We start from the raw sequence: 23,377 nt of genomic DNA on the forward strand, positions 1-23,377 counted from the left end.
CGGTAGGAAATTAAGCCTTTGGGGCACCTACTGTCTACGGTAAGCATATTCAAATTCAGTTGTCGCTGTAAAACAACTGCTTCAGTTTACCAAGAGACGACCATCATGTCAATCCCTTTTCCCAATGAAGGGGGTGGTATTATCTGTATACAGCAGTGTTTACGCGAGCGCTTGGACCCATCGTCGAAGAAATCGCGATGTTTTTCAAGTATACGCCCTTCGCAGCAGCCGGTTTAGCCCGGTTCAGCGCGTCGATAAGAGCTTTAAGGTTTTCATTCAATTGCTCTGCAGTAAAGGAAACTTTACCGATCGGCGCATGAATTTGACCAGCCTTATCCAAACGATACTCGATTTTACCCGCTTTGATTTCTTGAACGGCTTTGGCTACATCAAATGTAACCGTGCCTGCTTTAGGGTTAGGCATGAGGCCTTTACCGCCGAGCAGACGGCCCAGTTTACCAACTTCGCTCATCATGTCCGGTGTCGCTACGCAGACATCGAACTCGAACCAGCCTTGTTGGATTTTGTTGATCATGTCTTGATCGCCAACGTAATCAGCGCCGGCAGCTTCCGCTTCCTTCACTTTTTCACCTTTGGCGAATACCAGAACGCGTTGTGTTTTACCCGTGCCGTGAGGCAGGACAACAACACCGCGGACAGCTTGGTCTTGCTTACGAGGGTCTACGCCCAAACGAACTGCGGCTTCAACGGTTTCGTCGAATTTCGCAGTCGCAGCCTTTTTCACCAGTTCAACGGCTTCGGAAGGCTCATATGTCGCTTCGCTGTTGAACAGCTTGGCGGCTTCAAGGTACTTTTTACCGTGTTTAGCCATGAAATTCGTCCTCCTTTGTGGTATTAGCGGAATATCCTCCCACTTGCGGATGATTCGCAATGTTCGATTCATCCGTCGCAACTTCCGTTGCTTATCATGATGCGTTTCTAAGATGCCTTGCAACGTCGTTGCTTGTACACTCCCAAGAATTAGTCTTGGATCGTGATGCCCATACTGCGAGCAGTACCTTCAACCATACGCATAGCCGATTCAACGGAAGCCGCGTTAAGGTCAGGCATTTTTTGCTCCGCGATTTGACGAACTACGTCGCGTTTCACGGTAGCCACTTTCTTCTTGTTCGGTTCACCGGAACCTTTCTCGATCTTCGCTGCAACGCGAAGCAGAACGGCTGCCGGAGGAGTTTTGGTGATGAAAGTAAAGGAACGATCTTCAAACACCGAAATTTCAACCGGAATGATCAAACCTGCTTGATCGGCAGTACGCGCGTTGAACTCTTTACAGAATGCCATGATGTTGACACCCGCTTGACCCAAAGCCGGACCTACCGGTGGCGCAGGATTCGCTTTCCCTGCAGGAATTTGCAGTTTTACTACTTTGATAACCTTTTTCGCCATGTAAAACACCTCCTTGCCCTAATAGTGGTAGACGGAGCTTACCGCCCCTCCCACATGAAACCCTAAGAAACCTATATCTTTTCCACTTGAGTGTAATCCAGCTCAAGCGGGGTTTCTCGTCCAAACATGTTGACGTGAACCTTCAGCTTGCTTTTGTCGACCAGAATCTCTTCGATGGATCCGACAAAATTGGCAAACGGACCAACCTTGATGCGTACGGATTCTTTCAAATCGAACTCGATAACCGGCTTCGGTTCTTCCATGCCCATATGCTGCAAAATCTGTTCCACTTCTTCAGGGAGCAGAGGCGTAGGCTTGGAGCCCGATCCCGTAGAGCCGACAAACCCCGTAACGCCCGGCGTGTTGCGAACAACGTACCAGGAATCATCGGTTTGGATCATTTCCACCAAGACATATCCGGGGTAAACTTTACGCATGACGGTCTTTTTCTTACCGTCCTTGTTCACCACTTCTTCTTCCATCGGAACAAGTACGCGGAATATCTTGTCTTCCATGCCCATGGACTCGACACGCTTCTCCAAATTGGCTTTGACCTTGTTCTCATACCCGGAATAGGTATGAACTACGTACCATCTTTTTTCCATATCAAGCCACCTATGGACCCTTCTTAAATAATCGCTTCGATCACAGCAGAGATGCCGATATCAAGTACCCAAAAATAAATCGCGACAACTACAATTGTACCCAGCACAATCAGCGTATAATTAGTCAGCTCTTTACGATTAGGCCAGCGAACTTTTTTAAGCTCAGCCCAGCTTTCAGAGAAAAAAGAGAACAACGACTTGAAACTCTTTTTCATGCGCGACTACACCTCCAAAGGCTATCTGGTTTCGCGATGAGGAACTTGCTCGTTACAAAACTTGCAAAATTTCTTCATCTCCATGCGGTCGGGGTGGTTACGCTTGTTTTTCGTTGTCGTGTAGTTTCTTTGCTTGCAGTTCGTACAAGCCAACGTAATAATTACCCGCATGATGTGCACCTCCCGAAGACATTCTTGTTTTTAGAAAGTCTCATGAATTGACCTAAAGACCTGCAGTTATCCAAAAATGGAAAACACAAATTTAGGCCTACCTAAAACACTTTATCACATGCCCCTACACGTGTCAACGAATTGAGAAGCTTCTCCTTTCGTTAAATAGAGGGAATTCGAAAAAGGCTCTTGAATCGGAAAATGCCCGCCGGACAGCGGGTTCTGGATATCGAAAGCGTATTGATCTAGTATGGCACATGTTCCGGAAAGATAAACCACCAGCCTGTTCGATTCCATAGCCGAATCATTGAAATGGGCTATTTACCTTTTTTAGATTAAAAACTATCGTTAAAGAGGCGAATAGCGCGTGATTGTGCCTATCCTAATACTTGCTATAGGCGCAAAAAAAGGGCGCCGTCTCCGTCGTCCCTTTGCTTTCCACTCTATGAATATATTCGTTCGCTCAATTGCCGCCGTCCCGCACTTCCAGGTAACGTTCGAGCTTGCGTTTCACGCGCTGCAGCGCGTTGTCGATCGATTTGACATGGCGTTTCAGGTCTACCGCAATTTCCTGGTAGGAGCGTCCGTCCAGATAAAGCATCAACACCTTGCGCTCAAGGTCGCTGAGAATTTCGGACATTTTATCCTCGAGGCCGACAAATTCCTCTTGATTAATGATCAGCTCTTCCGGATCGCACACGCGGGAACCGCAAATTACGTCCAGAAGCGTCCGGTCGGAATCTTCGTCATAAATCGGCTTATCCAACGAAACATAGGAATTCAGCGGGATATGCTTCTGCCGCGTCGCCGTCTTGATCGCCGTGATGATCTGCCGCGTAATGCAAAGCTCGGCAAATGCTTTGAATGAAGACAGCTTGTCCCCCCGAAAGTCCCGGATCGATTTGTAAAGCCCGATCATTCCTTCTTGGATGATATCCTCACGGTCGGCACCAATCAGGAAATAGGACCTTGCTTTGGCGCGCACGAAACTGCGGTACTTGTTGATCAAGTACTCCAAAGCTTCACTATCGCCGTTACGGACGGCTTCTACGATGTCTTCGTCACTTAAAACCTCATAGTCGAATCTAACCCATGTCTCGAGGTTGACACTCACCACATATCCCTCCGGCTGCAACGCACGGTGCCCCGTCACTCATTCAAGTAATACGAACAGTATATATGATCGTGCATAATAGCGTCAACTGAAAAAGTACCAAAAGATGTAAAGTCGAACTTTGTCAAGGGCATTTTGGAGCAAAAGAGTAAGAAATTACTTTCATTCCCTGCGCCAGCGCTCGAACAGCTGCCGGATTTCCGGGCTCAATTTGTCGTCGATCGTATTCCGCCCGGAACGGCTGCTGCGCTCCTTCAATCTGACCTGGATCTCTTTTTCGCTTTGTTCTACCTGGGTCAACAGCTCGCGCGCCGAGATCCGTAGCGCCCCCTGTCCGAATATCACGTGCTGCTCCACCATATCGCTCGTGGCCACATAAATCTGCCGCCTCCGGTTCGAGAACTCGCCGACCAGCCGTTCGATGCATTCATCCGCCGTTTCCTTTTCCTTGGTAAAAAAAATGTCGATTTTGTACTGGGCAAACGACTTTCCAAGTCCGGGCACCCGGTATGCATCGAACACCACGATGACTTTTCTCCCCGAGAAGGCCTGATAGTCCGCCAACCGCGTAAGCAAACGGTCCCTCGCTTCCTCGAGGCTCTTCTTGCCCAAAGCGGACAGCTCGGGCCATCCGCCGATCATGTTGTAGCCGTCCACCAATAGAACGTCGCGCGTATCGCGCATGAACCGTTATCCTTGGGCGCGGCGTCTGCGGAGAACTTCATACATGACGACTCCGGCGGCGACCGAAGCGTTCAAGGAATTGAGCCGCCCGCTCATCGGAAGCTTGAGCAGCACGTCGCAGGTTTCCCGCACGAGCCGTCCCATTCCCTGATTTTCGTTTCCGATCACGATCGCCACCGGGCCGGTCAAAATATCGCCGCCCCCATAGATTTCTTCCTTTGCCTCAACATCGGTTCCGACGACCCAGACGCCGGCTTCCTTCAGCTGCTCCATCGTTTGTACGAGATTCGTTACCCGGGCGACAGGCACGTATTCGACGGCCCCGGCCGACGTTTTGGATACGGTGGCCGTGACTGCGGCGGAGCGCCGCTTCGGAATGATCACGCCATGTACCCCCGTACATTCCGCCGTTCTTAGGATCGAGCCCAGATTGTGCGGATCTTCAATTTCGTCGAGAACGAGCAAAAAGGCCGGCTCTCCCCGCTCCGCAGCTTTCGCCAGTAAATCCTCCACTTCCGCATAGGCGTAAGGGGCGGCCTGAGCAACGACGCCTTGATGCTGTACGCCCGGCACCATCTGATCCAGCTTACGCTTGTCCACGGTCTGGACGATAATGCCGCGGTTTTTGGCCTCCGCGACGATCGGCTGGGTTAAATGCTTCTGGGCGCCTTCGGCTACCCATATTTTATTGATCGTCCGGCCGGCTCTCAGCGCTTCAAGCACCGAATGCTTGCCGGCGATCCATTCTTGGTCTTCCATATCCATCCTCCTGGAGGTTTGATGTTCAAGTCTGTAGCGGAATCAAGAGTCCAAAAGTTCGAACCCTTGCGCGAGCAAATGCCGCATGCGGTCATGCTCGCCCGTATAGTACAAATAGCCGATCAGGCTTTCGAAAGCCGTAGCGTGGCGGTAATCCTGCACGTTCGCGTTTTTGGGAACCGTGCCGGATTTCGCGTTGCGGCCTTGCCGGACAACGTCTTTTTCTTCTTCGGTAAGCTGCGGCTCAAGCAGGGCGAGCAGCCGCGCTTGGGCTTTGGCGGCGACGTACCCGGTCGAGAGCCGATGAAGGTGATGGGGCCGCAGGTTCGGCCGGGCCATTACATGCTGGCGGACGGCGACCTCGAAGACGGCGTCCCCGATGTACGCGAGCGCGAGCGGCGGCAGCAGCCGCGCCGGTTTGGCAGGCGGCTCGGGGAACCACAGCGCCGCCGGCACCGGGGCTCCGGCCGTTCCCGCCGAGCCAGTCTCCTCCGGGCACCCGTTGGCAAACAGCGCGCCCCCGTCAGTTCCCGGGCCCGTCATTTGCGCCGCCATCTCATGCCCTGCGGCGTGTCTTCCAGCAGGATTCCCCGCTCCTGCAGCAAATCGCGAATTTCGTCGGCCCGGGCCCAGTTTTTGGACTTCCGCGCCTCCGTCCGCTCGGCGATGAGCGCTTCGATTTCGTCGTCAAGCAGCTCTGCCTGCTCTTCGGCCGCGAGGCGCAGCACGCCGTTCATCTCCGTGAACAACGCAAGCGCGGCTTCCAGATCGGCGCGTAATACGCTCGGTTTTTGCAGCAGCCCGTTCACTTCGCTCACCCATTCAAACACCGCGGTAATCGCATCCGGCGTATTGAAATCGTCCTGCATTTTGCTGTGGAAGGTCAGCCAAATTTCTCTGAGCTTCTCCTCCCATTCCGGGGTCACGTCCTCACCTTTCGTGGCGGTGTCCATACGGTGGCGCAGATTACCGAGGCAGTTTTCGATCCGCTCTACGCCTCTCTCCGCTTGAAGCATGGCCTCTTCGGTGAAATTCAGCGGGTTGCGATACTGGGTCGACAGCATGAAGAACCGGATCGCTTCCCGTTTATACTGTTTGCGCAGATCCTTCACGAGTACCCCGTTGCCGAGCGATTTCGACATTTTTTCCCCGCCGATGTTGATATACCCGTTATGCATCCAATAGCTTGCGAACGGCTTGCCTGTCAAGGCTTCGGATTGGGCAACCTCGCATTCGTGGTGCGGGAACTGCAAATCCTGTCCGCCGCCGTGGATATCCAGCGTATCTCCGAGGAGATGACGCGACATGGCGGAGCATTCGATATGCCACCCCGGCCGGCCCGGGCCCCATGGACTGTCCCAATGGATTTCGCCCGGCTTGGCGGCCTTCCAGAGCACGAAATCCTCCGGATTCTCCTTCCGCTCGTCCACATCGATCCGGATGCCGAACTGAAGCTCCTCTATATTTTGGCCGGATAATTTGCCGTAGCCCTCGAAATTTTTCGTCCGGAAAAAGACATCCCCGCCATTTGCATAAGCATAGCCTTTGCTTTCCAGATCGCGGATAAACTCGATGATAATGTCCATATTTTCCGTGACGCGCGGATTGGCGGTTGCCCGTGGAATGCCAAGTCCGTCCAGGTCTTCGTAATAAGCATCGATGAACATGGAGGCGACTTCCGGCACGGGCAGATTCATTTCCTCCCCTTTGCGGATCAGCTTGTCGTCCACATCGGTGAAGTTCACCACATAGTTCACTTCATATTTTTGATTTTCCAGGTAGCTCCGCACGACATCGAAAAAAATCATCGGCCGCGCGTTGCCGATATGAATATAACCATAAACGGTAGGTCCGCACACGTACATCTTGACCTTTCCCGGTTCCTGGCTGACGAACTGCTCCTTCATTCGGGTGAGCGTGTTATAGATATGCAGTGCCATTCTCTCGTTCCTTTCCCTTGGGGTTCTTATTGTTCAGTATATCCTACTCGGTCAGCTGCTTTTCCGGAAGCTCCCGCTTCAAGGTGTCGATTTCGCCGCGAAGCTGTTCAATTTCCTGCTGAAGCGAACGCATCGCGTCCACAACCGGGTCAGGCAGCTGATGGCTGAGACGGTCCAAGCGCTTGCCCCCCTGGCGGACCACTTTGCCGGGAATCCCGACAACCGTGCTGCCCGAGGGCACTTCTTTCAGCACGACCGAATTGGCGCCGATATTGCTTTGATCTCCTACAGTAAAAGAACCCAATATCTTCGCTCCCGACCCAATGACCACGTTGTTGCCGATCGTCGGATGCCGCTTTCCTTTTTCCTTGCCGCTCCCGCCGAGGGTAACCCCTTGGTAAATGACCACGTCATCCCCGATTTCGCAAGTTTCCCCGATGACGACGCCCATGCCATGGTCGATAAACAACCGGTTGCCGATCTTGGCGCCGGGATGAATTTCGATCCCCGTAAAAAAACGGCTGACCTGGGACACGATCCGGGCTAGCGTGAACCAGCGGCGGCGGTACAATGCGTGAGCAATTCGGTGGCTCCATATCGCATGCAGCCCGGAATAAGTGAAGACAACCTCGAACCAGCTTCTTGCGGCAGGGTCGTTTTCGAATACCGCCTGGATATCGGTTTTCATTCTTTTGAACATTTGCGTTTCCCCCTTCTCAGCTCCGTCTCTCCCGGTCACTGGCCCATGCTTTTTTGTCTCTTGGGCAAATTACGGTAAGGTTCCTCAAGGAAAAAAAGCGTCCCTGCAGCTCTTCGCTGCAGAGACGCTTATGCGTGGTTCCACTCTGCTTCGGATCAAGCCCCGGCCGGCGGCATTCCGGCAAGTCATACTCCGGTTGCACGCAGGGTACGGATCAAAGGCTCTATCCCTCTTCGTTATCCTTAACGCGGAAATCTCGGCAGACTCTACCCGCATCTTTAGGCAGATGCGCTCAAGACTGCAGCTCACGGGTGCATTTCCGCCGTGCGTATTGGGACAACTTCCACCACGGGAGCATGCTTGGAACGCTCCTAACGGTTGTCTTCTCTGGTCAATACGATCACGTTGCGTACTTCTCCCGATCTATGCCGTTAACCTTTTGGCTTATTATTACCCTCTATCTTACATGCGACTATCCATTTGCGCAACAAGCATTCCGGCTTGATCCGTTAAAAAGCGGGGCTTCCGAAAGCCCGGTTTGTCGTGCCGCCTTACGCTCCGCGGATTTGCGACTCCAGCCGGTCGATGACGCGGTCCTTGCCAAGCAGGTAAATCGTCTGGTTCAAATCCCGGCCATGCATCTGTCCGGTCAAAGCTACGCGGATCGGCATAAATAGCCCTTTCCCTTTGGCTCCGGTTTCCTTCTGCACTTCCTTGATCCATGCGGCGATGAGCTCCACCGTAAATTCGGAAGAGGCCTTCACCTTCCCGAGGAATGCGCTCAGCACCTCAGGCACCTGCGGCTCGGCCAGTACCGGCGCGGCTTCCGCTTCGATTTCCAGATGCGTGCGGAAAAACAAGGCCGACAGCTCGACGATGTCCGAAGCGGCCGTCATTTGCTCCTGATACAGGGCTACGAGCTTTTTAGCCCAAGACTCCTGCTCCGGCGTCAATGCGGCCGGCAAGCGGGAAGCCGACTGCAAATGCGGAATGGCCATGGCGGCGATCCGTTCCGGATCCGCGTTTTTGATATAGTGATTGTTCAAATGGGCGAGCTTGTGCTTGTCGAATACGGCCGGGCTCCGGGATAACCGGTTCGCGTCGAAGATGGAGATCAGCTCGTCCTTCGAAAAGATCTCCTCTTCTCCTTCCGGCGACCAGCCGAGAAGGGCAATGAAATTGAACAGCGCTTCAGGCAAATAACCCAGCTTGTCGTACTGCTCGATAAATTGGATGACCGTTTCGTCGCGCTTGCTCAGCTTTTTGTGGTTTTCGCCGACGATGAGCGTCATATGGCCGAAGCGCGGCGGCTCCCAGCCGAAGGCTTCGTAAATCATCAGCTGGCGCGGAGTGTTGGACACATGGTCTTCACCGCGCAGCACATGGGTGATTTGCATCAGATGATCGTCCAACGCCACGGCGAAGTTATAAGTCGGAATGCCGTCCTTCTTTACAATGACGAAGTCGCCGCTCGTCTCGGATTCGAACGAGATCGGTCCCTTGACGAGGTCGTCGAAGGTATAGGTTCGTCCTTCCGGTACGCGGAAACGGATGCTGAAAGGACGGCCTTCGGCCTCGTAAGCAGCCTGCTGTTCCGGCGTCAAATTCCGGTGCTTGCCGGAATAGCGCGGCGTTTCGCCGCGGGCCATCTGCTCCTCGCGCTCCTTCTCCAGTTCTTCTTCCGTGCAATAGCAGCGATAAGCGAGACCGCGGTCAAGCAGGTCCTGCCAATATTCGCGGTAGATGTCCAGCCGTTCCGTTTGGCGGTAAGGGCCGTATTCCCCGCCGACATCAATGCTTTCGTCCCAGTCGATGCCCAGCCATTTGAGATACGTAAGCTGGCTTTCTTCCCCGCCGGCGATATTCCTCTTTACGTCGGTATCTTCGATACGGATAATGAATTTTCCGCCGTGATGTCTTGCAAACAAATAGTTAAACAACGCCGTTCTTGCATTTCCGATATGTAAATGACCCGTCGGACTCGGCGCATACCGCACGCGAACTTCTGTCATGTCGATCCCCTCCAGAATTAAATAACAAAAGCGAATAAACGATTCCTGATTCACTTCGTGATCAAAAAGCCGATCGGCTTTTCAGCACCGGGAAGGTTGAATGAAGACGGGACCGAGGAGCGGAGCGTAGGCAAAACCTACGTGAGCACCGGAGGGACCGTCTGAATTCAAGATTCGACGCCGAATATGCTTCCTGATTCACTTCGTGATCAAAAGCCGATTTTTGAACTACCTCTTCAATCCTAAGATGATAGCATATCCTTGATCAGGCACACAACACATTGCGCCGCAATGCCTTCGCCCCGGCCGGTAAAACCGAGATGCTCGGTCGTCGTCGCTTTCACGTTCACCTGCTGCGGGTCCGCTTCCAGCGCTCCGGCAATCACTTCGACCATTTGCGGAATATACGGCGCCATTTTCGGCGCTTGGGCGATGATGGTCGCGTCCAGGTTGCCGAGACGGTAGCCGCGCTCCCTGGCCATCTCCCATACCCGCCGGAGCAGCACCAGGCTGTCCGCGTCTTTGAAGGCCGGGTCCGTATCGGGGAAATGCCGGCCGATATCGCCAAGGGCCAGCGCGCCGAGTATCGCGTCGCTTATCGTATGCAAAAGTACGTCCGCATCGGAATGGCCGAGCAGCCCTTTTTCATAAGGGATGGTTACCCCGCCGATAATGCAGGGCCTCCCCTCCACCAACTGGTGTACATCAAAACCTTGTCCAACTGCGATCATGATTCCTCTTCTTCCTCTCCCGTGATATCGAAGTCCTTCTTGCCCAAAATCACTTCGGCAAAATCCAAATCCTCCGGCGTCGTGATCTTGATGTTGCTGTACGCGCCTTCCGTCACCACGACCGGGATTCCCAGCCGCTCGACGAGCATGGCATCATCGGTACCGAGAAACCCTGCGGCCTCGGCTTCTTCATGAGCCCGCATCAAATCGGCGCGCCGAAAAGCTTGCGGGGTTTGAATCGCCCACAAGCTCCGGCGGTCAGGCGTCCCCGTCACCATTCCTTGCCCGTCCACTTGTTTGACCGTGTCTTTTACCGGAACGGCCACGACGGATGCTCCGTGCTTCACGGCCGTCTCATGGCAGGACGAAATCTGTTCCCTCGTGACAAAAGGGCGGACGCCGTCATGCACCAGTACCCAAGGTGTGCCGATTTCGGCGAGCCCCCGGTATACCGAATGCTGACGCTCGGCGCCGCCCGGTATGACTTTGATGTTGGTCTTAATGCCGTATTCGCCGATCCATGACCGGCATCGTTCCACGTCCTGCTCACCGGTGACCAATACGATTTCGCGAATCAGCGGATGGCGGTCAAATGCTTCCAGCGTGTGAACGATGATCGGCTTTCCCCGAAGAACGAGAAACTGCTTGCTCTCCTTCGTGCCCATCCTTGTGCCCCGGCCGGCCGCCACGATGATGGCCCCGACTCCTCCGGGCAGTTCCTTGTCCTTTTCCATTACTGCCTGCCTCGCCTAAACTGTTTTTAAGGATGTTCAAAAATCCAGTTTTCGAACATTCACTTTTATCCCATCATAACGGAATTACTGCGCTTTTTCCAACAGTTTCGGTTTGGCAAAAATCATCCGGCCCGCCGAGGTCTGCAGCACGCTCGTCACCAGCACCTCGGTAATGCTTCCGATAAAGTCGCGCCCGCCCTCCACGACGATCATCGTCCCGTCATCCAGATAGGCGACGCCTTGCCCGTGTTCCTTGCCGTCTTTGATGACCTGAACCATGATCTCCTCGCCCGGCAGAACGACAGGCTTGACCGCATTGGCCAGGTCGTTGATGTTGAGGACCGACACGCCCTGAAGTTCGCACACCTTGTTCAGGTTGAAGTCGTTGGTCACCACTTTGCCCTGGAGAACCTTAGCCAGCTTGACCAGCTTGCTGTCGACTTCGGAGATTTCCTCGAAATCCCCTTCGTAAATCAACACCTTGACATCCAGTTCCTTCTGAATTTTGTTCAAAATATCGAGTCCCCGGCGCCCGCGATTCCGTTTGAGCAAGTCGGACGAATCGGCGATATGCTGAAGCTCCTCCAGCACAAATTCGGGAATGACGATCGTGCCTTCGATAAAGCCCGTTTTGCAAATGTCGGCGATCCGGCCGTCGATAATGACACTCGTGTCCAAAATCTTATGCTCTTCCAGCCGCCGTTCTTCCTCCTGGCCGCCGCTTCCCCATCTTCCGGAAAGCCAAAGGGAGGACAGCTCCTCTTTCTTCTCGAGCGCGACGCATAGGCCCATGTAACCGAACAGCGCGGAAACCGCCAGCCGGGCAAAATGTTCCAAGGAGCCGAGCCAAGAAAAAACAGGGTAGACCATTAAAGAAAGAAGAAGTCCAGCAGTCAGTCCGGCCGCCCCGGCAGCCATGTCCTTCATCGGAATTTGGGTCAAGGCCGCGATCCCCTGTTTGATTTTTACGGAAATGGTACCTGCCGCAAGCGAGTAGACAAGCATGAACAGACATGCTCCCGCCACCGCCAACGTCAAATGGGCCGCGAGCGGATTCATTCCCGTGAACCAGCGCCCCAGCGGCTGTGGCAATACTCCTGAGATTCCTTCCAATGTGTAACCGAACCACGCTCCACATAATCCGGCTACGATTAATAAAGTCCTTTTCAGCATGACGCTCTTCACCTCCTGATTATCATCGTTATCCAGTATGATCCAATTTTGGGCGATGTAATCGGAGGCGATTAACTTTTTTTGGCATCCGCCTTTAGGAGATATTTCTGTGACATCCCTTCTACGGCGGGATTTCTGGTTGATTCGCGGGGAAAAGGTGGCATATAATGAACTCAATTCATAATATTGAGGTGGATGGAAAATGAGCGCACCAAGCCTTCAATCTTTTCAAGAGCAAGTTTCTGAACTGTTGCTCCGTCACCGCAGCCTGCTGGATGTTATGTCCAAAATGGGACAAACCAATGCCGCTGCCGTCCGGTCCGTAACCAAGGCCATTACCGAATGCGGCTGTGTTGAACTTCATGCCACCAAACAGGAATTCGAGCCCGGCATGAGCCTGGAACAAGCCAAAGAGACGATCAAGCGGCATGTCCAGGGAGAATTGTGCGAGAACTGCCGCGACGCGATCAGCAATGAACTGGGTCGCAGCTTATTCTACATGTCGGCGCTCTGCAACCAGCTCGGCATTGAGCTCGATGAAGTTCTGGAGAAGGAATCGCAAAAATGTTCCACCCTCGGTTTATTCAATATGTCTTGATCGGTCCAAATAAAAAGGCGTCGCTTTCCGCACAAATGCGGAAGGCGATGCCTTTTTGGGTTACCTGTAATTATCGTTTCGGGCGGTATGCCCCTTCGGAATCGTCTTCATCCTGCTGCTTTCTGCGCAGCAGCTTGTCGATGTTCTGCTTTAATCCATAGCCGGCGTACAGGACTAGAGGCACGAAGATCAGCTTGGAGAGTTCATCCGGAAAAATAACGGCCAGCACCACAGCCAGGATCACGACAAGCGGCGTCGCGTAGATGGCTTTTTTAGGCAAACCGAGCTTTTTAAAATTCGGGTATTTAACAGAGCTGACCATCAGATAAGATAAGAGCAGCATCGATACCATAAAGTAGGGTGCCGTTATATCCTTGTGGAATAAGGACAACGTCGCAAGCACCCCGCCGGCGGCCGGAATCGGCAAGCCGATGAAATAGCCGGGTATCCCCTTTTGCACGTTGAACCGGGCCAGTCTCAAAGCTCCGCACATCGGGAAAATCGCCGTGATGATCCAAACGAGTCCGGTTTGCGGCAATTCATGAAAAGAAATCAAATACATAATGAGTGCCGGGGCGACGCCGAAAGAGATGATATCCGATAACGAGTCGAGCTGCTTGCCGAATTCGCTTGGACAGTTCAAGGCCCGGGCGACCCGCCCGTCAAGACCATCCAGCAGCATGGCGACAATGACCATGATGGCGGCAAGGCTGAATCTGCCGTCGAGCGCAAACATCATGGCCAGCATTCCGAGAAACAGGTTACCTAAGGTAAACAGGTTCGGAATCGATTTTGTAATCATTTTTTCACCTCGAAGTAGATACTCCTTCACATTATCATTAGATTGTAGGTAAATTAAATCTGCCTGTCAATGAATACCTGTTCCTGGAGTCTTTTTAACCCTTCCTTGATCGCTCGGGCGCGCACCTCGCCGATGCCGTCGACCTCATCAAGCTGTTCGATCGTTGCGACCAGTATGCTTGGAAGTTCCTTGAACCGTTCAACCAGATTATGGATGATGACGTTCGGCAGGCGCGGAATTTTGTTCAACACCCGGTATCCGCGAGGAGAAATGAGTTCTTCCGAAGTTGCAGCCGAAGTCGGATAGCCGAGCAAACGCGTAATGTGGTTGTCGTCCAGCAGTTCGTCGTCGGTCGAACGTTTCAGCCCGAGAATGATTTCACGAATGGCTTCATCGCTGTCATCCTTGGCATAATCCTTATAGAGCAGCCAGGCCTCTTCCTCCATATTGCTCACCAGCTCTTCCATCTGCATGCTGATGAGCCTTCCTTCGGTACCCAGCTCATTGATAAAGCGCTTAATTTCCATTTTGATGCGGATGACCATCTCCACCCGCTGGATGACATTGATCACTTCCGGAATGGTCACCAGTTCTTCGAATTCCGAGGCCGTCAAATTCGTGAGCGCCTGATTGAGCACCGCTCTGTATTTTTCAAGCGTCTGAATCGCCTGGTTTGCCTTGGTTAATATTACGCCGATTTCCTTGAGGGCATACCGCAATCCCCCTTGATACAGCGTAATGATATTTCGTCTCTGGGAAATGGAAACGACGAGCTTACCGGTTTGCTTCGCTACGCGCTCCGCCGTCCGGTGACGGATGCCCGTTTCCGAGGAGGAGATCGAGGAATCCGGAATAAGCTGGGTGTTTGCGTACAGGATCCGTTTCAGGTCCTCGCTCAAAATAATGGCTCCGTCCATTTTGGCCAGCTCGTACAGGTAGTTCGGCGAGAAATCGCAATTGATGGAAAAGCCGCCTTCCACGACCTCCATCACTTCCGGACTGTAGCCGACGACGATCAAGCCGCCGGTCTTGGCCCGGAGCACGTTCTCAAGCCCGTCGCGAAAGGCGGTTCCCGGCGCAACAAGCCTGAGCAAATCGTTCATTTTTTCCGCTTGGGTAGTTTCCTTCATCATTTAATGCCCCCTAATCTAACGCAACAGCTAGAGCATCTGCAACGGTATTCACACCGATTAATTGAATATCTTTGGGTCCTTGCCATCCCTTCATGCTCTTCTCGGGGAGGATGACCCGTTTGAATCCGAGCTTCGCGGCTTCCTTCACGCGCTGTTCCGCACGGGATACCGCCCGGACTTCGCCGGTCAAACCAACCTCGCCGAAAAAGACGTCGTAAGGCTTGGTCGGCAGATCCCGAAAGCTGGAAGCGATGCTTACCGCAATGGCCAGATCCACGGCCGGTTCATCCAGCTTGACGCCGCCGGCCAGGTTGACATAAGCATCCTGATTTTGCAAAAACATGCCCATCCGCTTTTCCAGCACGGCGATAATCAGGTTCATCCGGTTATGGTCTACCCCTGTCGCCATTCTGCGCGGAGAAGGAAACTGAGTAGATGCGACCAGCGCCTGCAATTCCACCAGCATCGGCCGTGTTCCTTCCATGGAGGCCACGACCGTCGATCCCGCAACGCCGAGCGGACGCTCGGACAGGAATAGCTCCGACGGGTTCACGACCTCCGTTAAGCCCGCCTCGTTCATTTCAAAAATGCCGATCTCGTTCGTGGAGCCGAAGCGGTTTTTGACCGCTCGCAACAAGCGGTAAGAATGATGCCGCTCCCCTTCAAAATAAAGCACGGAGTCCACCATATGCTCCAGCATCCGCGGACCCGCGATCGCGCCTTCTTTCGTCACATGGCCGACCAATACGGTGGCGATTCCCTGTCCCTTGGCGATCCTCATAAACCGGGCCGTACATTCGCGAACCTGGGACACGCTGCCGGGCGCGCTCGTCACCTCAGGCAGGTACACCGTCTGGATCGAATCGATCACCAGAAAATCGGGCTTTACCTGATTGATCGCTTCTTCCACCCCGTCCATGCTGCTTTCGCACAATACGAAAAGCTCCGGCGACAAAGCGCCGAGCCGTTCCGCGCGAAGCTTCGTTTGGCGGGTCGATTCCTCCCCCGAAATATAAAGCACCCGCAGTCCCGCCTTGGCCATTTCGTGCGAGGTTTGCAGCAGAAGCGTGGATTTCCCGATTCCGGGATCTCCGCCGACAAGGATCAGCGACCCCGGAACGACGCCGCCTCCGAGCACGCGGTTCAGTTCCCCGATGCCCGTCATGATCCGCGGCTCCTGGCCGCTTTCTATATTTATGATCGGAAGCGGTTTTTCTTTCGTATGAAATATCCCCGAAGTAAGCCCCTGGGTTTTGACCACCTTTTCCGTCTCTTCCACCATGCTGTTCCATGATCCGCAGCCGGGGCATTTCCCGTACCATTTCGGCGATTCATATCCGCATTCGGTACAAAAAAACTTTGTTTTTACTTTAACCATTATCTCACCTTCTCACACTGCAAAATTTGACAAACCTTGCAGGTCGCGACACCTATGGATATTTTGGAAACATGTAATTTTAGGTGACATTCAAAGTTTACCATTCCTCGTCCGCAAAAGAAAAGCCCCCAAAGCATCGCTTTGGGAGCCGCTTTACTGCTTATATCGGTTAATTCCGGTGTTTTTTGTAGCGTAAACCGGAACAACCTTTAACCTTCTTTGGAAAAAACGCCCGTCTTCGATACGGTCAACGCGCCGTTCTCTTCGTCGATCGTAAGCGAGTCGCCCTTCTTCACATTGCCGGTCAGCAATTCCTCGGACAGACGGTCCTCGATATGCTTCTGGATGGCCCGGCGAAGCGGACGCGCCCCGTAAGCAGGATCGAAGCCTTCTTTGGCGAGGAATGCTTTCGCCTTGTCGGTCAGGATGAAATCGACGTCATATTCGCGAAGCCGTTTGCGGAGCTCCTCGGACATGAGGGTGACGATTTCGCCGATATGCGCTTCCTCAAGGGAGTGGAAGACGATGATTTCGTCAATCCGGTTGAGGAATTCAGGACGGAAGCTCTTCTTGAGCTCTTCCATCACTTTGCCTTTCATGTTGTCATAATCCGCACCCGAATCGTCCACGGCCGTAAACCCGAGCCGCGTATTGCGTCTGATCGCTTCGGCTCCAACGTTGGAGGTCAGAATGATCAGCGTATTGCGGAAGTCGACAACCCGGCCTTTGGAATCGGTCAAGCGTCCGTCTTCCAACACCTGAAGCAGGATATTGAATACTTCCGGATGCGCTTTTTCGATTTCGTCCAGCAGGACGACGGAGTAAGGTTTGCGGCGTACTTTTTCGGTCAATTGGCCGCCTTCCTCATAACCCACGTATCCCGGAGGCGCACCTACCAGACGCGCGGTAGAGTGTTTCTCCATATACTCGGACATGTCGATCCGAATCACGGCGTTCTCGTCGCCGAACATCGCTTCGGCGAGCGCTCTCGCCAGCTCGGTTTTCCCGACGCCCGTCGGACCGAGGAAGATGAAGGAGCCCATCGGACGTTTCGGATCCTTAAGCCCCGCACGCGCCCGGCGGATCGCCCGGCTGACGGCCTTGACGGCTTCCTCCTGTCCAATGACGCGCTCGTGCAAAATCTTCTCCATATTGAGCAGGCGCTCGGTCTCTTCTTCCTTCAGCTTGTTGACCGGAATTCCGGTCCAGCTGGCCACGACCTGCGCGATATCCTCGGGCGTAACTTCGGAGTCGGTGCGGCCTTGTTTTTCTTTCCATTGGTTTTTCGTGACATCCAGCTCTTCGCGGATCTTCTGCTCGGTATCGCGCAGAGCGGCCGCCTTTTCGAATTCCTGGCTCTGTACTGCGGCATCCTTCTCTTTGCGGATATCCTCCAGCCGGTTTTCCAGCTGCTTCAGATTCGGCGGTACCGTGTACGAGTTCAGCCTTACTTTGGAGCCCGCCTCGTCGATCAGGTCGATCGCCTTGTCGGGCAGGAAGCGGTCTTGAATGTAACGGTCCGACAGTTTGACGGCCTGTTCGATCGCTTCGTCCGTAATTTTCACGCGATGATGGGCTTCATAGCGGTCACGCAACCCGTGCAAAATCTGGATCGCTTCCTCGACCGACGGCTGATCCACCGTAATCGGCTGGAACCGGCGCTCGAGCGCGGCGTCCTTCTCGATATATTTTCGGTATTCATCCAGCGTCGTCGCCCCGATGCACTGCAGTTCGCCGCGAGCAAGCGCCGGCTTCAAGATATTGGAGGCGTCGATGGCGCCTTCCGCGCCGCCTGCCCCGATTAAGGTATGCAGCTCGTCGATGAACAGGATAATGTTGCCGGCCTGACGGATTTCATCCATGATCTTCTTCAAGCGGTCTTCGAATTCGCCGCGGTACTTGGTTCCGGCAACAACGGAGCCCATATCCAGAGTCATGACGCGTTTGTCGCGCAAGGTTTCCGGAATTTCGTTGTTGATGATTTTTTGCGCCAGGCCTTCGGCAATCGCCGTTTTCCCGACGCCGGGTTCCCCGATCAGCACCGGGTTGTTCTTCGTCCGCCGGCTGAGCACTTGGATGACCCGCTCGATTTCCTTGCTGCGTCCGATCACCGGATCCAGGTTGCCTTCCTTCGCAGTCGCCGTTAAATCGCGTGCCAGGCTGTCAAGCGTCGGCGTATTGACGTTGGCCGGCGTACCGTGATGGCTGGACACGGCCTCGCTGCTGCCGAGCAGCTGCAGCACTTGCTGGCGGGCCTTGTTCAGGCTGATGCCGAGATTATTCAAAACGCGGGCGGCAACCCCTTCGCCTTCCCGAATCAAACCGAGCAAAATGTGCTCCGTTCCGACATAGGTATGGCCCAATTTCCGAGCTTCATCCATCGACAGCTCAATGACCTTTTTCGCGCGAGGCGTATAAGCGATATTGGATGGCTGCTCTTGCCCGCGGCCGATCAGCGTCTCCACTTCATCCTGAATCTTCTCCAAGCCGAGGCCGAGGCCGATCAGGGCTTTGGCGGCAATGCCTTCGCCTTCCCGAATCAGGCCGAGCAAAATATGCTCCGTTCCGATATTGTTGTGGCCGAGTCTGACCGCTTCTTCCTGGGCCAGGGCCAACACTTTCTGGGCACGTTCCGTAAATCTTCCAAACATCATCTCTCTTTGCACCTCCATAAGATCTAGATCTATCTATTGCATGCAAAAGCGATAAAATGCCCCGCTTTCGCTTCTTCCCGTTAATTACCCACTTTTTCCCGAATCAGCTTCGCGCGGTACATATCCCGCTCCGCCGGCGATAAATTTTCGCCGAACAGCTTTTGCAAAAAGCCGGGCTGGGTCATTACGTTCAATTCGTTCAACACTTCGGCAGACACATCGTCGATGAGTCCGACATCCACGCCAAGGCGGACATCCGACAGCCGCTGAGCCGCCTCTTTCGAATCGATGATGGCCGCATGGGACAAAATCCCGTACGAACGCATCACGCGGTCGGTCACCCGCAGGCGGGATTCGGCCATGAGTTTGGCGCGGGCGTTTTTCTCATGTTCGATGATTTGCATGACGACGCCGACCAAATTCTCAATTATTTCCGACTCGCTTTGTCCTAGTGTAATCTGATTTGAGATTTGAAACAAGTTGCCCATCGCTTCGCTGCCTTCGCCGTAGATCCCCCGGACCGTAAGACCTACCTGGCTCACGGCGGACAAGATCCGGTTAATTTGCTGCGTGAGTGCCAAAGCGGGCAAATGCATCATGACCGAAGCACGAAGTCCCGTGCCGACATTTGTCGGGCAACTGGTAAGATAGCCCCGGTTCGCATCGAAGGCATAGTCTACATGGCCTTCAAAAATATCGTCGACGCCCGACGCTCTCTCCCACGCCTCCTGAACCTGGAATCCCGGATACAGACATTGAATCCTCAGATGGTCCTCTTCGTTGACCATGATGCTCAAGCTTTCATCTTCACTGATAAACACCGCGCCTTTCCGGGACTCTCCGGCCAGGTTCGGGCTGATCAGATGTTTTTCGACAAGAATCCGCTTATCCAGGTCATCCAGTTCCGACAAAAGCACCGGATGTAGCGCCCCATAGCTTTGGAGCCGCTCATCGTTGAGCACGTCTTGAAGCAGCTGCAAAACTTCCTCGGATTGCTGATTCGTCGCCAGCATCGGGAAAGGCTGATGCACCAGGTTACGGGCAATTCGTACCCGGGTGCTGATCACGATATCCGATTCATTGCCGCCCCGGCTCATCCACTCGCTTAACGGCTGTTCTGTAAATCGAAGATTTTGCATGGCGCGTGCCTCCTATTCTGCGGGAATGTTCTTTTCGAGTTCGCGGATTTTATCCCGGAGCGCAGCCGCTTCCTCGAACTCTTCCTGAATAATCCGTTGCTGGAGTTCACGGCGGAGGTCATCCAGCTTGCGTTTGGCCTCGATATGGGCGCCTGCCCGTTTCGGTACCTTTCCCACATGCACCGTATTTCCGTGGACCCGTTTGAAGAGCGGATCGAGGCGGTCATTGAAATATTTATAACAAGAGCTGCATCCGAAACGGCCGATTTTGCTGAATTGGGAGTAAGTCATCCCGCATTCTTCGCAGCGGACATTTTCCGGAGCTTTTGCCGAAGAGGTCTGGCCTTGCCAGCCGGGATGAAAATCCATCAGCCCCGACAGCAGATTATGGATCGAGAAACCGCCCGAGGTTCCCGGAATCATCTCTCCCTTTTCCCTGGCACAGGCTTCGCAAATATGAAATTCCGTCTTCTCCCCGTTCACGATCTTCGTAAAATGAAGCGTGGCGGGACGTTTACCGCATTCTTGACATTGCACCGAAGATCCCTCCTTTGAACTGTGGGTTCAGCCCAGCAATGCGATCAGCATCGCCTTCATGAGCTGAGCCCGAATCTGATCACGGTACGGAAGTTTGACCATTAGCACTTCCCTGGATACCACCGCCCGCATCAACGCCGCTTCCCGACTGCTCAGGAACCTGGATTCCTCCAATTGGTAAATCAGGCCTTCAGCGGCGGTTTGGCCGATTTCATCGCCGATCATCTGATGAAGATGCATATGAAGGGCACTCGGACCCGGCAGCTCGATCCGACGAATGCGGACGTAACCGCCGCCGCCGCGTTTGCTCTCCACCAGATATCCTTTTTCCAAAGTAAACCTTGTGCTGATCACATAATTGATTTGCGAAGGAACGCATGAAAATTGCTCGGCGAGCTCATTTCGCTGTATTTCTATTGCCCCTTCAGGGCTTTCATGCAAAATGCTTTTGAGATACTTCTCGATAATATCGGAGATATTGCGCATCACCCATCCTCCATTACTTGGGTCGTTCCAACATACCGCGCCACCGTTAACAAGATCAGCTGTGACTAATCTTCACATGTATGAATAGTATTAACCGTATGCGACGGTTTGAATATGGGATGGTCATGATATGTTGACTTTGACTTTCTTTGACTTTGATTTTATTATAGCACAAAATTCCGATTTGCCAAGAGGGGTTACTGAACGGGCCCGATTGCTTGAGGCGGGAAGGCTGACGACCAAATTAGCCCCCATATCGTCATCTCACGTTCCCCTATGAATATATTGCACATATGATAGAGTAACCCCTCGGGAAATAGACAGAGGGGAAATCCGCCACAAGGAGGTCATGGGAAATGCGCATATTCGAATGCTTCCGGCTAAAACGAAAAGTGAACGAGCTTGCACTGACCGTGGAGAAATTAAACAGTCGGTTCGACGAAATGGACCGGGATTTGATTTCCGGCATTTTCGAGAATCCGCTGCTGCGGCAATTTCTAGAGGCCAAAGTCGGCCAAAAGTTAACTGTCAGCACCGCTTCTTCCACAGTGGAAGGAGTCATCGTTTCCGTTGCGGATGATGCCGTAGAAATCCGTGAACCGACGGGCCATCTGGTTATTGCTCCCTATTCTCGAATTACGGTTCTTCAATAGATTATCGTGGGAAAGGAGCGTCCCTTATGAATTTTATTCGTTTGGTCAAACGCCATATCGGCCAGGAAGTGGAGGTCATAACGGCAAAAGAGCGCATATCCGGCGAACTTGCTTCCGTCGACTATTTCTCGCTTACCCTCAAGGTTTCACCGGACAAGTATGATCTGCAAAACGAGCTTGTTCTCATTCCCGTCCAGGTTGTTGAACTTATTCGCGTCAAAAGTGCTTGAAGATAAAAATGCAAAAAATCCACTAAAAAAAGAGCACCACCGAGAAAACTCGGTAGTGCTCTTTATCTTTGCTTGGCGGCGTCCTACTCTCCCAGGACCCTTCGGTCCAAGTACCATCGGCGCTGGAGGGCTTAACGGTCGTGTTCGGGATGGGTACGCGTGGAACCCCTCCGCCATCGCCACCAAACGGTTCAAGCGTTGATCGCCTGAAAACTGGATACGAAACTTCATTTGCGTGTTTAGTTCTTTGGATAAGCCCTCGACCGATTAGTACTGGTCAGCTCCACACATTGCTGTGCTTCCACCCCCAGCCTATCAACCTCGTCGTCTTCAAGGGGTCTTACTAGTTGGGAAATCTCATCTTGAGGGGGGCTTCACGCTTAGATGCTTTCAGCGCTTATCCCGTCCGCACTTAGCTACCCAGCTGTGCTCCTGGCGGAACAACTGGTGCACCAGCGGTGCGTCCATCCCGGTCCTCTCGTACTAAGGACAGCTCCTCTCAAATTTCCTACGCCCACGACAGATAGGGACCGAACTGTCTCACGACGTTCTGAACCCAGCTCGCGTACCGCTTTAATGGGCGAACAGCCCAACCCTTGGGACCTACTTCAGCCCCAGGATGCGATGAGCCGACATCGAGGTGCCAAACCTCCCCGTCGATGTGGACTCTTGGGGGAGATAAGCCTGTTATCCCCAGGGTAGCTTTTATCCGTTGAGCGATGGCCCTTCCATGCGGTACCACCGGATCACTAAGCCCGACTTTCGTCCCTGCTCGACTTGTCAGTCTCGCAGTCAAGCTCCCTTATGCCTTTGCACTCTTCGAATGATTTCCAACCATTCTGAGGGAACCTTGGGGCGCCTCCGTTACTCTTTAGGAGGCGACCGCCCCAGTCAAACTGCCCGCCTGACACTGTCCCCGCACCGGATCACGGTACCAGGTTAGAACTCCGATACGATCAGGGTGGTATCCCAACGGCGCCTCCACCGAAGCTGGCGCTCCGGCTTCCTAGGCTCCCACCTATCCTGTACAAATCGTATCAAAGTCCAATATCAAGCTGCAGTAAAGCTCCATGGGGTCTTTCCGTCTTGTCGCGGGTAACCTGCATCTTCACAGGTATTAAAATTTCACCGGATCTCTCGTTGAGACAGCGCCCAAGTCGTTACGCCATTCGTGCGGGTCAGAATTTACCTGACAAGGAATTTCGCTACCTTAGGACCGTTATAGTTACGGCCGCCGTTTACTGGGGCTTCAGTTCATAGCTTCGGGATTGCTCCCTAACCACTCCCCTTAACCTTCCAGCACCGGGCAGGCGTCAGCCCGTATACTTCGCCTTGCGGCTTCGCACAGACCTGTGTTTTTGCTAAACAGTCGCTTGGGCCTTTTCACTGCGGCCCCCTCGGGCTATTCACCCTACCGAGGCACCCCTTCTCCCGAAGTTACGGGGTCATTTTGCCGAGTTCCTTAACGAGAGTTCTTCCGCGCGCCTTAGAATTCTCTTCTCGCCTACCTGTGTCGGTTTGC

25 protein-coding genes, 2 rRNA genes and 1 other annotated feature (2 of these 28 only partly in view) are annotated in these 23,377 nt (G+C 53.5%); of the genes, 3 read left to right on the forward strand and 24 right to left on the reverse strand.

The features are described 5' to 3' along the window. Nucleotides 1-58: a sequence feature (ribosomal protein L10 leader region), on the reverse strand; it reaches 93 nt to the left of the window's first position. Nucleotides 59-139: 81 nt separating this feature from the next. From rplA to ACSFXJ_RS22990, 15 genes are all read right to left on the reverse strand, one after another. After that, nucleotides 140-832, reverse strand: coding sequence for a 50S ribosomal protein L1 (gene rplA / locus ACSFXJ_RS22920; protein WP_435922624.1), 693 nt, complete (start codon nucleotides 830-832; stop codon nucleotides 140-142). 149 nt (nucleotides 833-981) lie between these two features. After that, entirely contained in the window at nucleotides 982-1,407 is a 426-nt protein-coding gene (gene rplK, locus ACSFXJ_RS22925; RefSeq protein ID WP_044482537.1) for a 50S ribosomal protein L11, read from the reverse strand. Between the two features lie 71 nt (nucleotides 1,408-1,478). Continuing rightward, on the reverse strand, nucleotides 1,479-2,012 hold the full coding sequence (nusG, locus tag ACSFXJ_RS22930) for a transcription termination/antitermination protein NusG (RefSeq protein WP_044482538.1): 534 nt from the start codon (nucleotides 2,010-2,012) through the stop codon (nucleotides 1,479-1,481). Nucleotides 2,013-2,035: 23 nt separating this feature from the next. After that, nucleotides 2,036-2,227: a preprotein translocase subunit SecE gene (gene secE, locus ACSFXJ_RS22935; RefSeq protein ID WP_435922625.1), complete on the reverse strand. Its 192-nt coding sequence runs from the start codon at nucleotides 2,225-2,227 to the stop codon at nucleotides 2,036-2,038. Between the two features lie 21 nt (nucleotides 2,228-2,248). After that, entirely contained in the window at nucleotides 2,249-2,398 is a 150-nt protein-coding gene (gene rpmG / locus ACSFXJ_RS22940; RefSeq protein ID WP_071784256.1) for a 50S ribosomal protein L33, read from the reverse strand. A 463-nt stretch (nucleotides 2,399-2,861) separates the two neighbouring features. Continuing rightward, complete coding sequence (gene sigH / locus ACSFXJ_RS22945; protein WP_435922626.1) at nucleotides 2,862-3,515, reverse strand: RNA polymerase sporulation sigma factor SigH; 654 nt, start codon at nucleotides 3,513-3,515, stop codon at nucleotides 2,862-2,864. Between the two features lie 159 nt (nucleotides 3,516-3,674). Further along, nucleotides 3,675-4,196, reverse strand: a complete 522-nt coding sequence (locus tag ACSFXJ_RS22950; RefSeq protein ID WP_435922627.1) for an NYN domain-containing protein — start codon at nucleotides 4,194-4,196, stop codon at nucleotides 3,675-3,677. A 6-nt stretch (nucleotides 4,197-4,202) separates the two neighbouring features. Continuing rightward, the gene (rlmB, locus tag ACSFXJ_RS22955; protein ID WP_435922628.1) at nucleotides 4,203-4,955 is read right to left on the reverse strand and encodes a 23S rRNA (guanosine(2251)-2'-O)-methyltransferase RlmB; all 753 of its coding nucleotides are present in this window, start codon (nucleotides 4,953-4,955) and stop codon (nucleotides 4,203-4,205) included. A 42-nt stretch (nucleotides 4,956-4,997) separates the two neighbouring features. Beyond that, nucleotides 4,998-5,510 (reverse strand): Mini-ribonuclease 3, encoded by a 513-nt coding sequence (locus ACSFXJ_RS22960; RefSeq protein ID WP_435922629.1) that lies wholly within the window; start codon nucleotides 5,508-5,510, stop codon nucleotides 4,998-5,000. Further along, complete coding sequence (gene cysS / locus ACSFXJ_RS22965; RefSeq protein ID WP_435922630.1) at nucleotides 5,495-6,895, reverse strand: cysteine--tRNA ligase; 1,401 nt, start codon at nucleotides 6,893-6,895, stop codon at nucleotides 5,495-5,497. The genes ACSFXJ_RS22960 and cysS overlap by 16 nt, the downstream gene beginning before the upstream one ends. 43 nt (nucleotides 6,896-6,938) lie before the next feature. Then, a complete protein-coding gene (cysE, locus tag ACSFXJ_RS22970; protein ID WP_435922631.1) occupies nucleotides 6,939-7,595 on the reverse strand; it encodes a serine O-acetyltransferase in 657 nt (218 codons plus the stop codon). Between the two features lie 551 nt (nucleotides 7,596-8,146). Beyond that, the gene (gltX, locus tag ACSFXJ_RS22975) at nucleotides 8,147-9,607 is read right to left on the reverse strand and encodes a glutamate--tRNA ligase (protein WP_435922632.1); all 1,461 of its coding nucleotides are present in this window, start codon (nucleotides 9,605-9,607) and stop codon (nucleotides 8,147-8,149) included. A gap of 242 nt (nucleotides 9,608-9,849) precedes the next feature. Further along, entirely contained in the window at nucleotides 9,850-10,338 is a 489-nt protein-coding gene (gene ispF / locus ACSFXJ_RS22980; RefSeq protein WP_435922633.1) for a 2-C-methyl-D-erythritol 2,4-cyclodiphosphate synthase, read from the reverse strand. Next, the gene (ispD, locus tag ACSFXJ_RS22985; RefSeq protein WP_435922634.1) at nucleotides 10,335-11,072 is read right to left on the reverse strand and encodes a 2-C-methyl-D-erythritol 4-phosphate cytidylyltransferase; all 738 of its coding nucleotides are present in this window, start codon (nucleotides 11,070-11,072) and stop codon (nucleotides 10,335-10,337) included. The genes ispF and ispD overlap by 4 nt, the downstream gene beginning before the upstream one ends. 84 nt (nucleotides 11,073-11,156) lie before the next feature. Continuing rightward, nucleotides 11,157-12,245, reverse strand: coding sequence for a PIN/TRAM domain-containing protein (locus ACSFXJ_RS22990; protein WP_435922635.1), 1,089 nt, complete (start codon nucleotides 12,243-12,245; stop codon nucleotides 11,157-11,159). A 202-nt stretch (nucleotides 12,246-12,447) separates the two neighbouring features. On the opposite strand from ACSFXJ_RS22990, the gene ACSFXJ_RS22995 reads away from it, so the two are divergent. Further along, on the forward strand, nucleotides 12,448-12,843 hold the full coding sequence (locus ACSFXJ_RS22995) for a DUF1573 domain-containing protein (protein ID WP_435922636.1): 396 nt from the start codon (nucleotides 12,448-12,450) through the stop codon (nucleotides 12,841-12,843). Nucleotides 12,844-12,913: 70 nt separating this feature from the next. On the opposite strand, the gene pssA is transcribed toward ACSFXJ_RS22995, so the two are convergent. The 7 genes from pssA to ACSFXJ_RS23030 form a co-directional block, all read right to left on the reverse strand. Next, nucleotides 12,914-13,645 carry a CDP-diacylglycerol--serine O-phosphatidyltransferase gene (gene pssA / locus ACSFXJ_RS23000; protein WP_435922637.1) on the reverse strand — a complete coding sequence of 244 codons (732 nt, stop codon included), beginning with the start codon at nucleotides 13,643-13,645 and terminating at the stop codon, nucleotides 12,914-12,916. 53 nt (nucleotides 13,646-13,698) lie between these two features. Beyond that, a complete protein-coding gene (disA, locus tag ACSFXJ_RS23005; protein ID WP_435925837.1) occupies nucleotides 13,699-14,775 on the reverse strand; it encodes a DNA integrity scanning diadenylate cyclase DisA in 1,077 nt (358 codons plus the stop codon). 13 nt (nucleotides 14,776-14,788) lie between these two features. Further along, entirely contained in the window at nucleotides 14,789-16,156 is a 1,368-nt protein-coding gene (gene radA, locus ACSFXJ_RS23010; RefSeq protein ID WP_435922638.1) for a DNA repair protein RadA, read from the reverse strand. A 209-nt stretch (nucleotides 16,157-16,365) separates the two neighbouring features. Next, nucleotides 16,366-18,810 carry an ATP-dependent protease ATP-binding subunit ClpC gene (gene clpC / locus ACSFXJ_RS23015; protein ID WP_435922639.1) on the reverse strand — a complete coding sequence of 815 codons (2,445 nt, stop codon included), beginning with the start codon at nucleotides 18,808-18,810 and terminating at the stop codon, nucleotides 16,366-16,368. Nucleotides 18,811-18,890: 80 nt separating this feature from the next. Continuing rightward, nucleotides 18,891-19,949 (reverse strand): protein arginine kinase, encoded by a 1,059-nt coding sequence (locus ACSFXJ_RS23020; RefSeq protein WP_435922640.1) that lies wholly within the window; start codon nucleotides 19,947-19,949, stop codon nucleotides 18,891-18,893. Nucleotides 19,950-19,961: 12 nt separating this feature from the next. Continuing rightward, nucleotides 19,962-20,486 carry a UvrB/UvrC motif-containing protein gene (locus tag ACSFXJ_RS23025; protein ID WP_435922641.1) on the reverse strand — a complete coding sequence of 175 codons (525 nt, stop codon included), beginning with the start codon at nucleotides 20,484-20,486 and terminating at the stop codon, nucleotides 19,962-19,964. Between the two features lie 27 nt (nucleotides 20,487-20,513). Then, nucleotides 20,514-20,972: a CtsR family transcriptional regulator gene (locus ACSFXJ_RS23030; RefSeq protein ID WP_435922642.1), complete on the reverse strand. Its 459-nt coding sequence runs from the start codon at nucleotides 20,970-20,972 to the stop codon at nucleotides 20,514-20,516. Nucleotides 20,973-21,328: 356 nt separating this feature from the next. On the opposite strand from ACSFXJ_RS23030, the gene ACSFXJ_RS23035 reads away from it, so the two are divergent. Both ACSFXJ_RS23035 and ACSFXJ_RS23040 read left to right on the forward strand, forming a co-directional pair. Further along, on the forward strand, nucleotides 21,329-21,625 hold the full coding sequence (locus ACSFXJ_RS23035) for a hypothetical protein (protein WP_435922643.1): 297 nt from the start codon (nucleotides 21,329-21,331) through the stop codon (nucleotides 21,623-21,625). Between the two features lie 26 nt (nucleotides 21,626-21,651). Continuing rightward, nucleotides 21,652-21,855, forward strand: a complete 204-nt coding sequence (locus ACSFXJ_RS23040) for a hypothetical protein (RefSeq protein WP_435922644.1) — start codon at nucleotides 21,652-21,654, stop codon at nucleotides 21,853-21,855. A gap of 70 nt (nucleotides 21,856-21,925) precedes the next feature. Here the strand turns inward: ACSFXJ_RS23040 and rrf are convergent. Together rrf and ACSFXJ_RS23050 are read right to left on the reverse strand one after the other, a co-directional pair. After that, nucleotides 21,926-22,042, reverse strand: a 5S ribosomal RNA gene (rrf, locus tag ACSFXJ_RS23045). Nucleotides 22,043-22,102: 60 nt separating this feature from the next. After that, nucleotides 22,103-23,377 (reverse strand): 23S ribosomal RNA (locus tag ACSFXJ_RS23050); it runs 1,782 nt beyond the window's last position.

The sequence above is a fragment of the Paenibacillus salivarius genome (assembly GCF_051307165.1).
Classification (GTDB): domain Bacteria; phylum Bacillota; class Bacilli; order Paenibacillales; family Paenibacillaceae; genus Fontibacillus.

Bases quoted from the DNA above. Each gene is read 5' to 3' on its own strand.
- rplA (WP_435922624.1), bottom strand. From the start codon at position 832: ATGGCTAAACACGGTAAAAAGTACCTTGAAGCCGCCAAGCTGTTCAAC.
- cysE (WP_435922631.1), bottom strand. From the start codon at position 7,595: ATGTTCAAAAGAATGAAAACCGATATCCAGGCGGTATTCGAAAACGAC.
- cysS (WP_435922630.1), bottom strand. From the start codon at position 6,895: ATGGCACTGCATATCTATAACACGCTCACCCGAATGAAGGAGCAGTTC.
- ACSFXJ_RS22990 (WP_435922635.1), bottom strand. From the start codon at position 12,245: ATGCTGAAAAGGACTTTATTAATCGTAGCCGGATTATGTGGAGCGTGG.
- disA (WP_435925837.1), bottom strand. From the start codon at position 14,775: ATGAAGGAAACTACCCAAGCGGAAAAAATGAACGATTTGCTCAGGCTT.
- ACSFXJ_RS23035 (WP_435922643.1), top strand. From the start codon at position 21,329: ATGCGCATATTCGAATGCTTCCGGCTAAAACGAAAAGTGAACGAGCTT.
- secE (WP_435922625.1), bottom strand. From the start codon at position 2,227: ATGAAAAAGAGTTTCAAGTCGTTGTTCTCTTTTTTCTCTGAAAGCTGG.
- ACSFXJ_RS22950 (WP_435922627.1), bottom strand. From the start codon at position 4,196: ATGCGCGATACGCGCGACGTTCTATTGGTGGACGGCTACAACATGATC.
- ACSFXJ_RS22995 (WP_435922636.1), top strand. From the start codon at position 12,448: ATGAGCGCACCAAGCCTTCAATCTTTTCAAGAGCAAGTTTCTGAACTG.
- pssA (WP_435922637.1), bottom strand. From the start codon at position 13,645: ATGATTACAAAATCGATTCCGAACCTGTTTACCTTAGGTAACCTGTTT.
- gltX (WP_435922632.1), bottom strand. From the start codon at position 9,607: ATGACAGAAGTTCGCGTGCGGTATGCGCCGAGTCCGACGGGTCATTTA.
- ACSFXJ_RS23040 (WP_435922644.1), top strand. From the start codon at position 21,652: ATGAATTTTATTCGTTTGGTCAAACGCCATATCGGCCAGGAAGTGGAG.
- ispF (WP_435922633.1), bottom strand. From the start codon at position 10,338: ATGATCGCAGTTGGACAAGGTTTTGATGTACACCAGTTGGTGGAGGGG.
- rpmG (WP_071784256.1), bottom strand. From the start codon at position 2,398: ATGCGGGTAATTATTACGTTGGCTTGTACGAACTGCAAGCAAAGAAAC.
- rlmB (WP_435922628.1), bottom strand. From the start codon at position 4,955: ATGGAAGACCAAGAATGGATCGCCGGCAAGCATTCGGTGCTTGAAGCG.
- ACSFXJ_RS23030 (WP_435922642.1), bottom strand. From the start codon at position 20,972: ATGCGCAATATCTCCGATATTATCGAGAAGTATCTCAAAAGCATTTTG.
- clpC (WP_435922639.1), bottom strand. From the start codon at position 18,810: ATGATGTTTGGAAGATTTACGGAACGTGCCCAGAAAGTGTTGGCCCTG.
- ACSFXJ_RS22960 (WP_435922629.1), bottom strand. From the start codon at position 5,510: ATGGCGGCGCAAATGACGGGCCCGGGAACTGACGGGGGCGCGCTGTTT.
- nusG (WP_044482538.1), bottom strand. From the start codon at position 2,012: ATGGAAAAAAGATGGTACGTAGTTCATACCTATTCCGGGTATGAGAAC.
- ACSFXJ_RS23020 (WP_435922640.1), bottom strand. From the start codon at position 19,949: ATGCAAAATCTTCGATTTACAGAACAGCCGTTAAGCGAGTGGATGAGC.
- rplK (WP_044482537.1), bottom strand. From the start codon at position 1,407: ATGGCGAAAAAGGTTATCAAAGTAGTAAAACTGCAAATTCCTGCAGGG.
- ispD (WP_435922634.1), bottom strand. From the start codon at position 11,072: ATGGAAAAGGACAAGGAACTGCCCGGAGGAGTCGGGGCCATCATCGTG.
- radA (WP_435922638.1), bottom strand. From the start codon at position 16,156: ATGGTTAAAGTAAAAACAAAGTTTTTTTGTACCGAATGCGGATATGAA.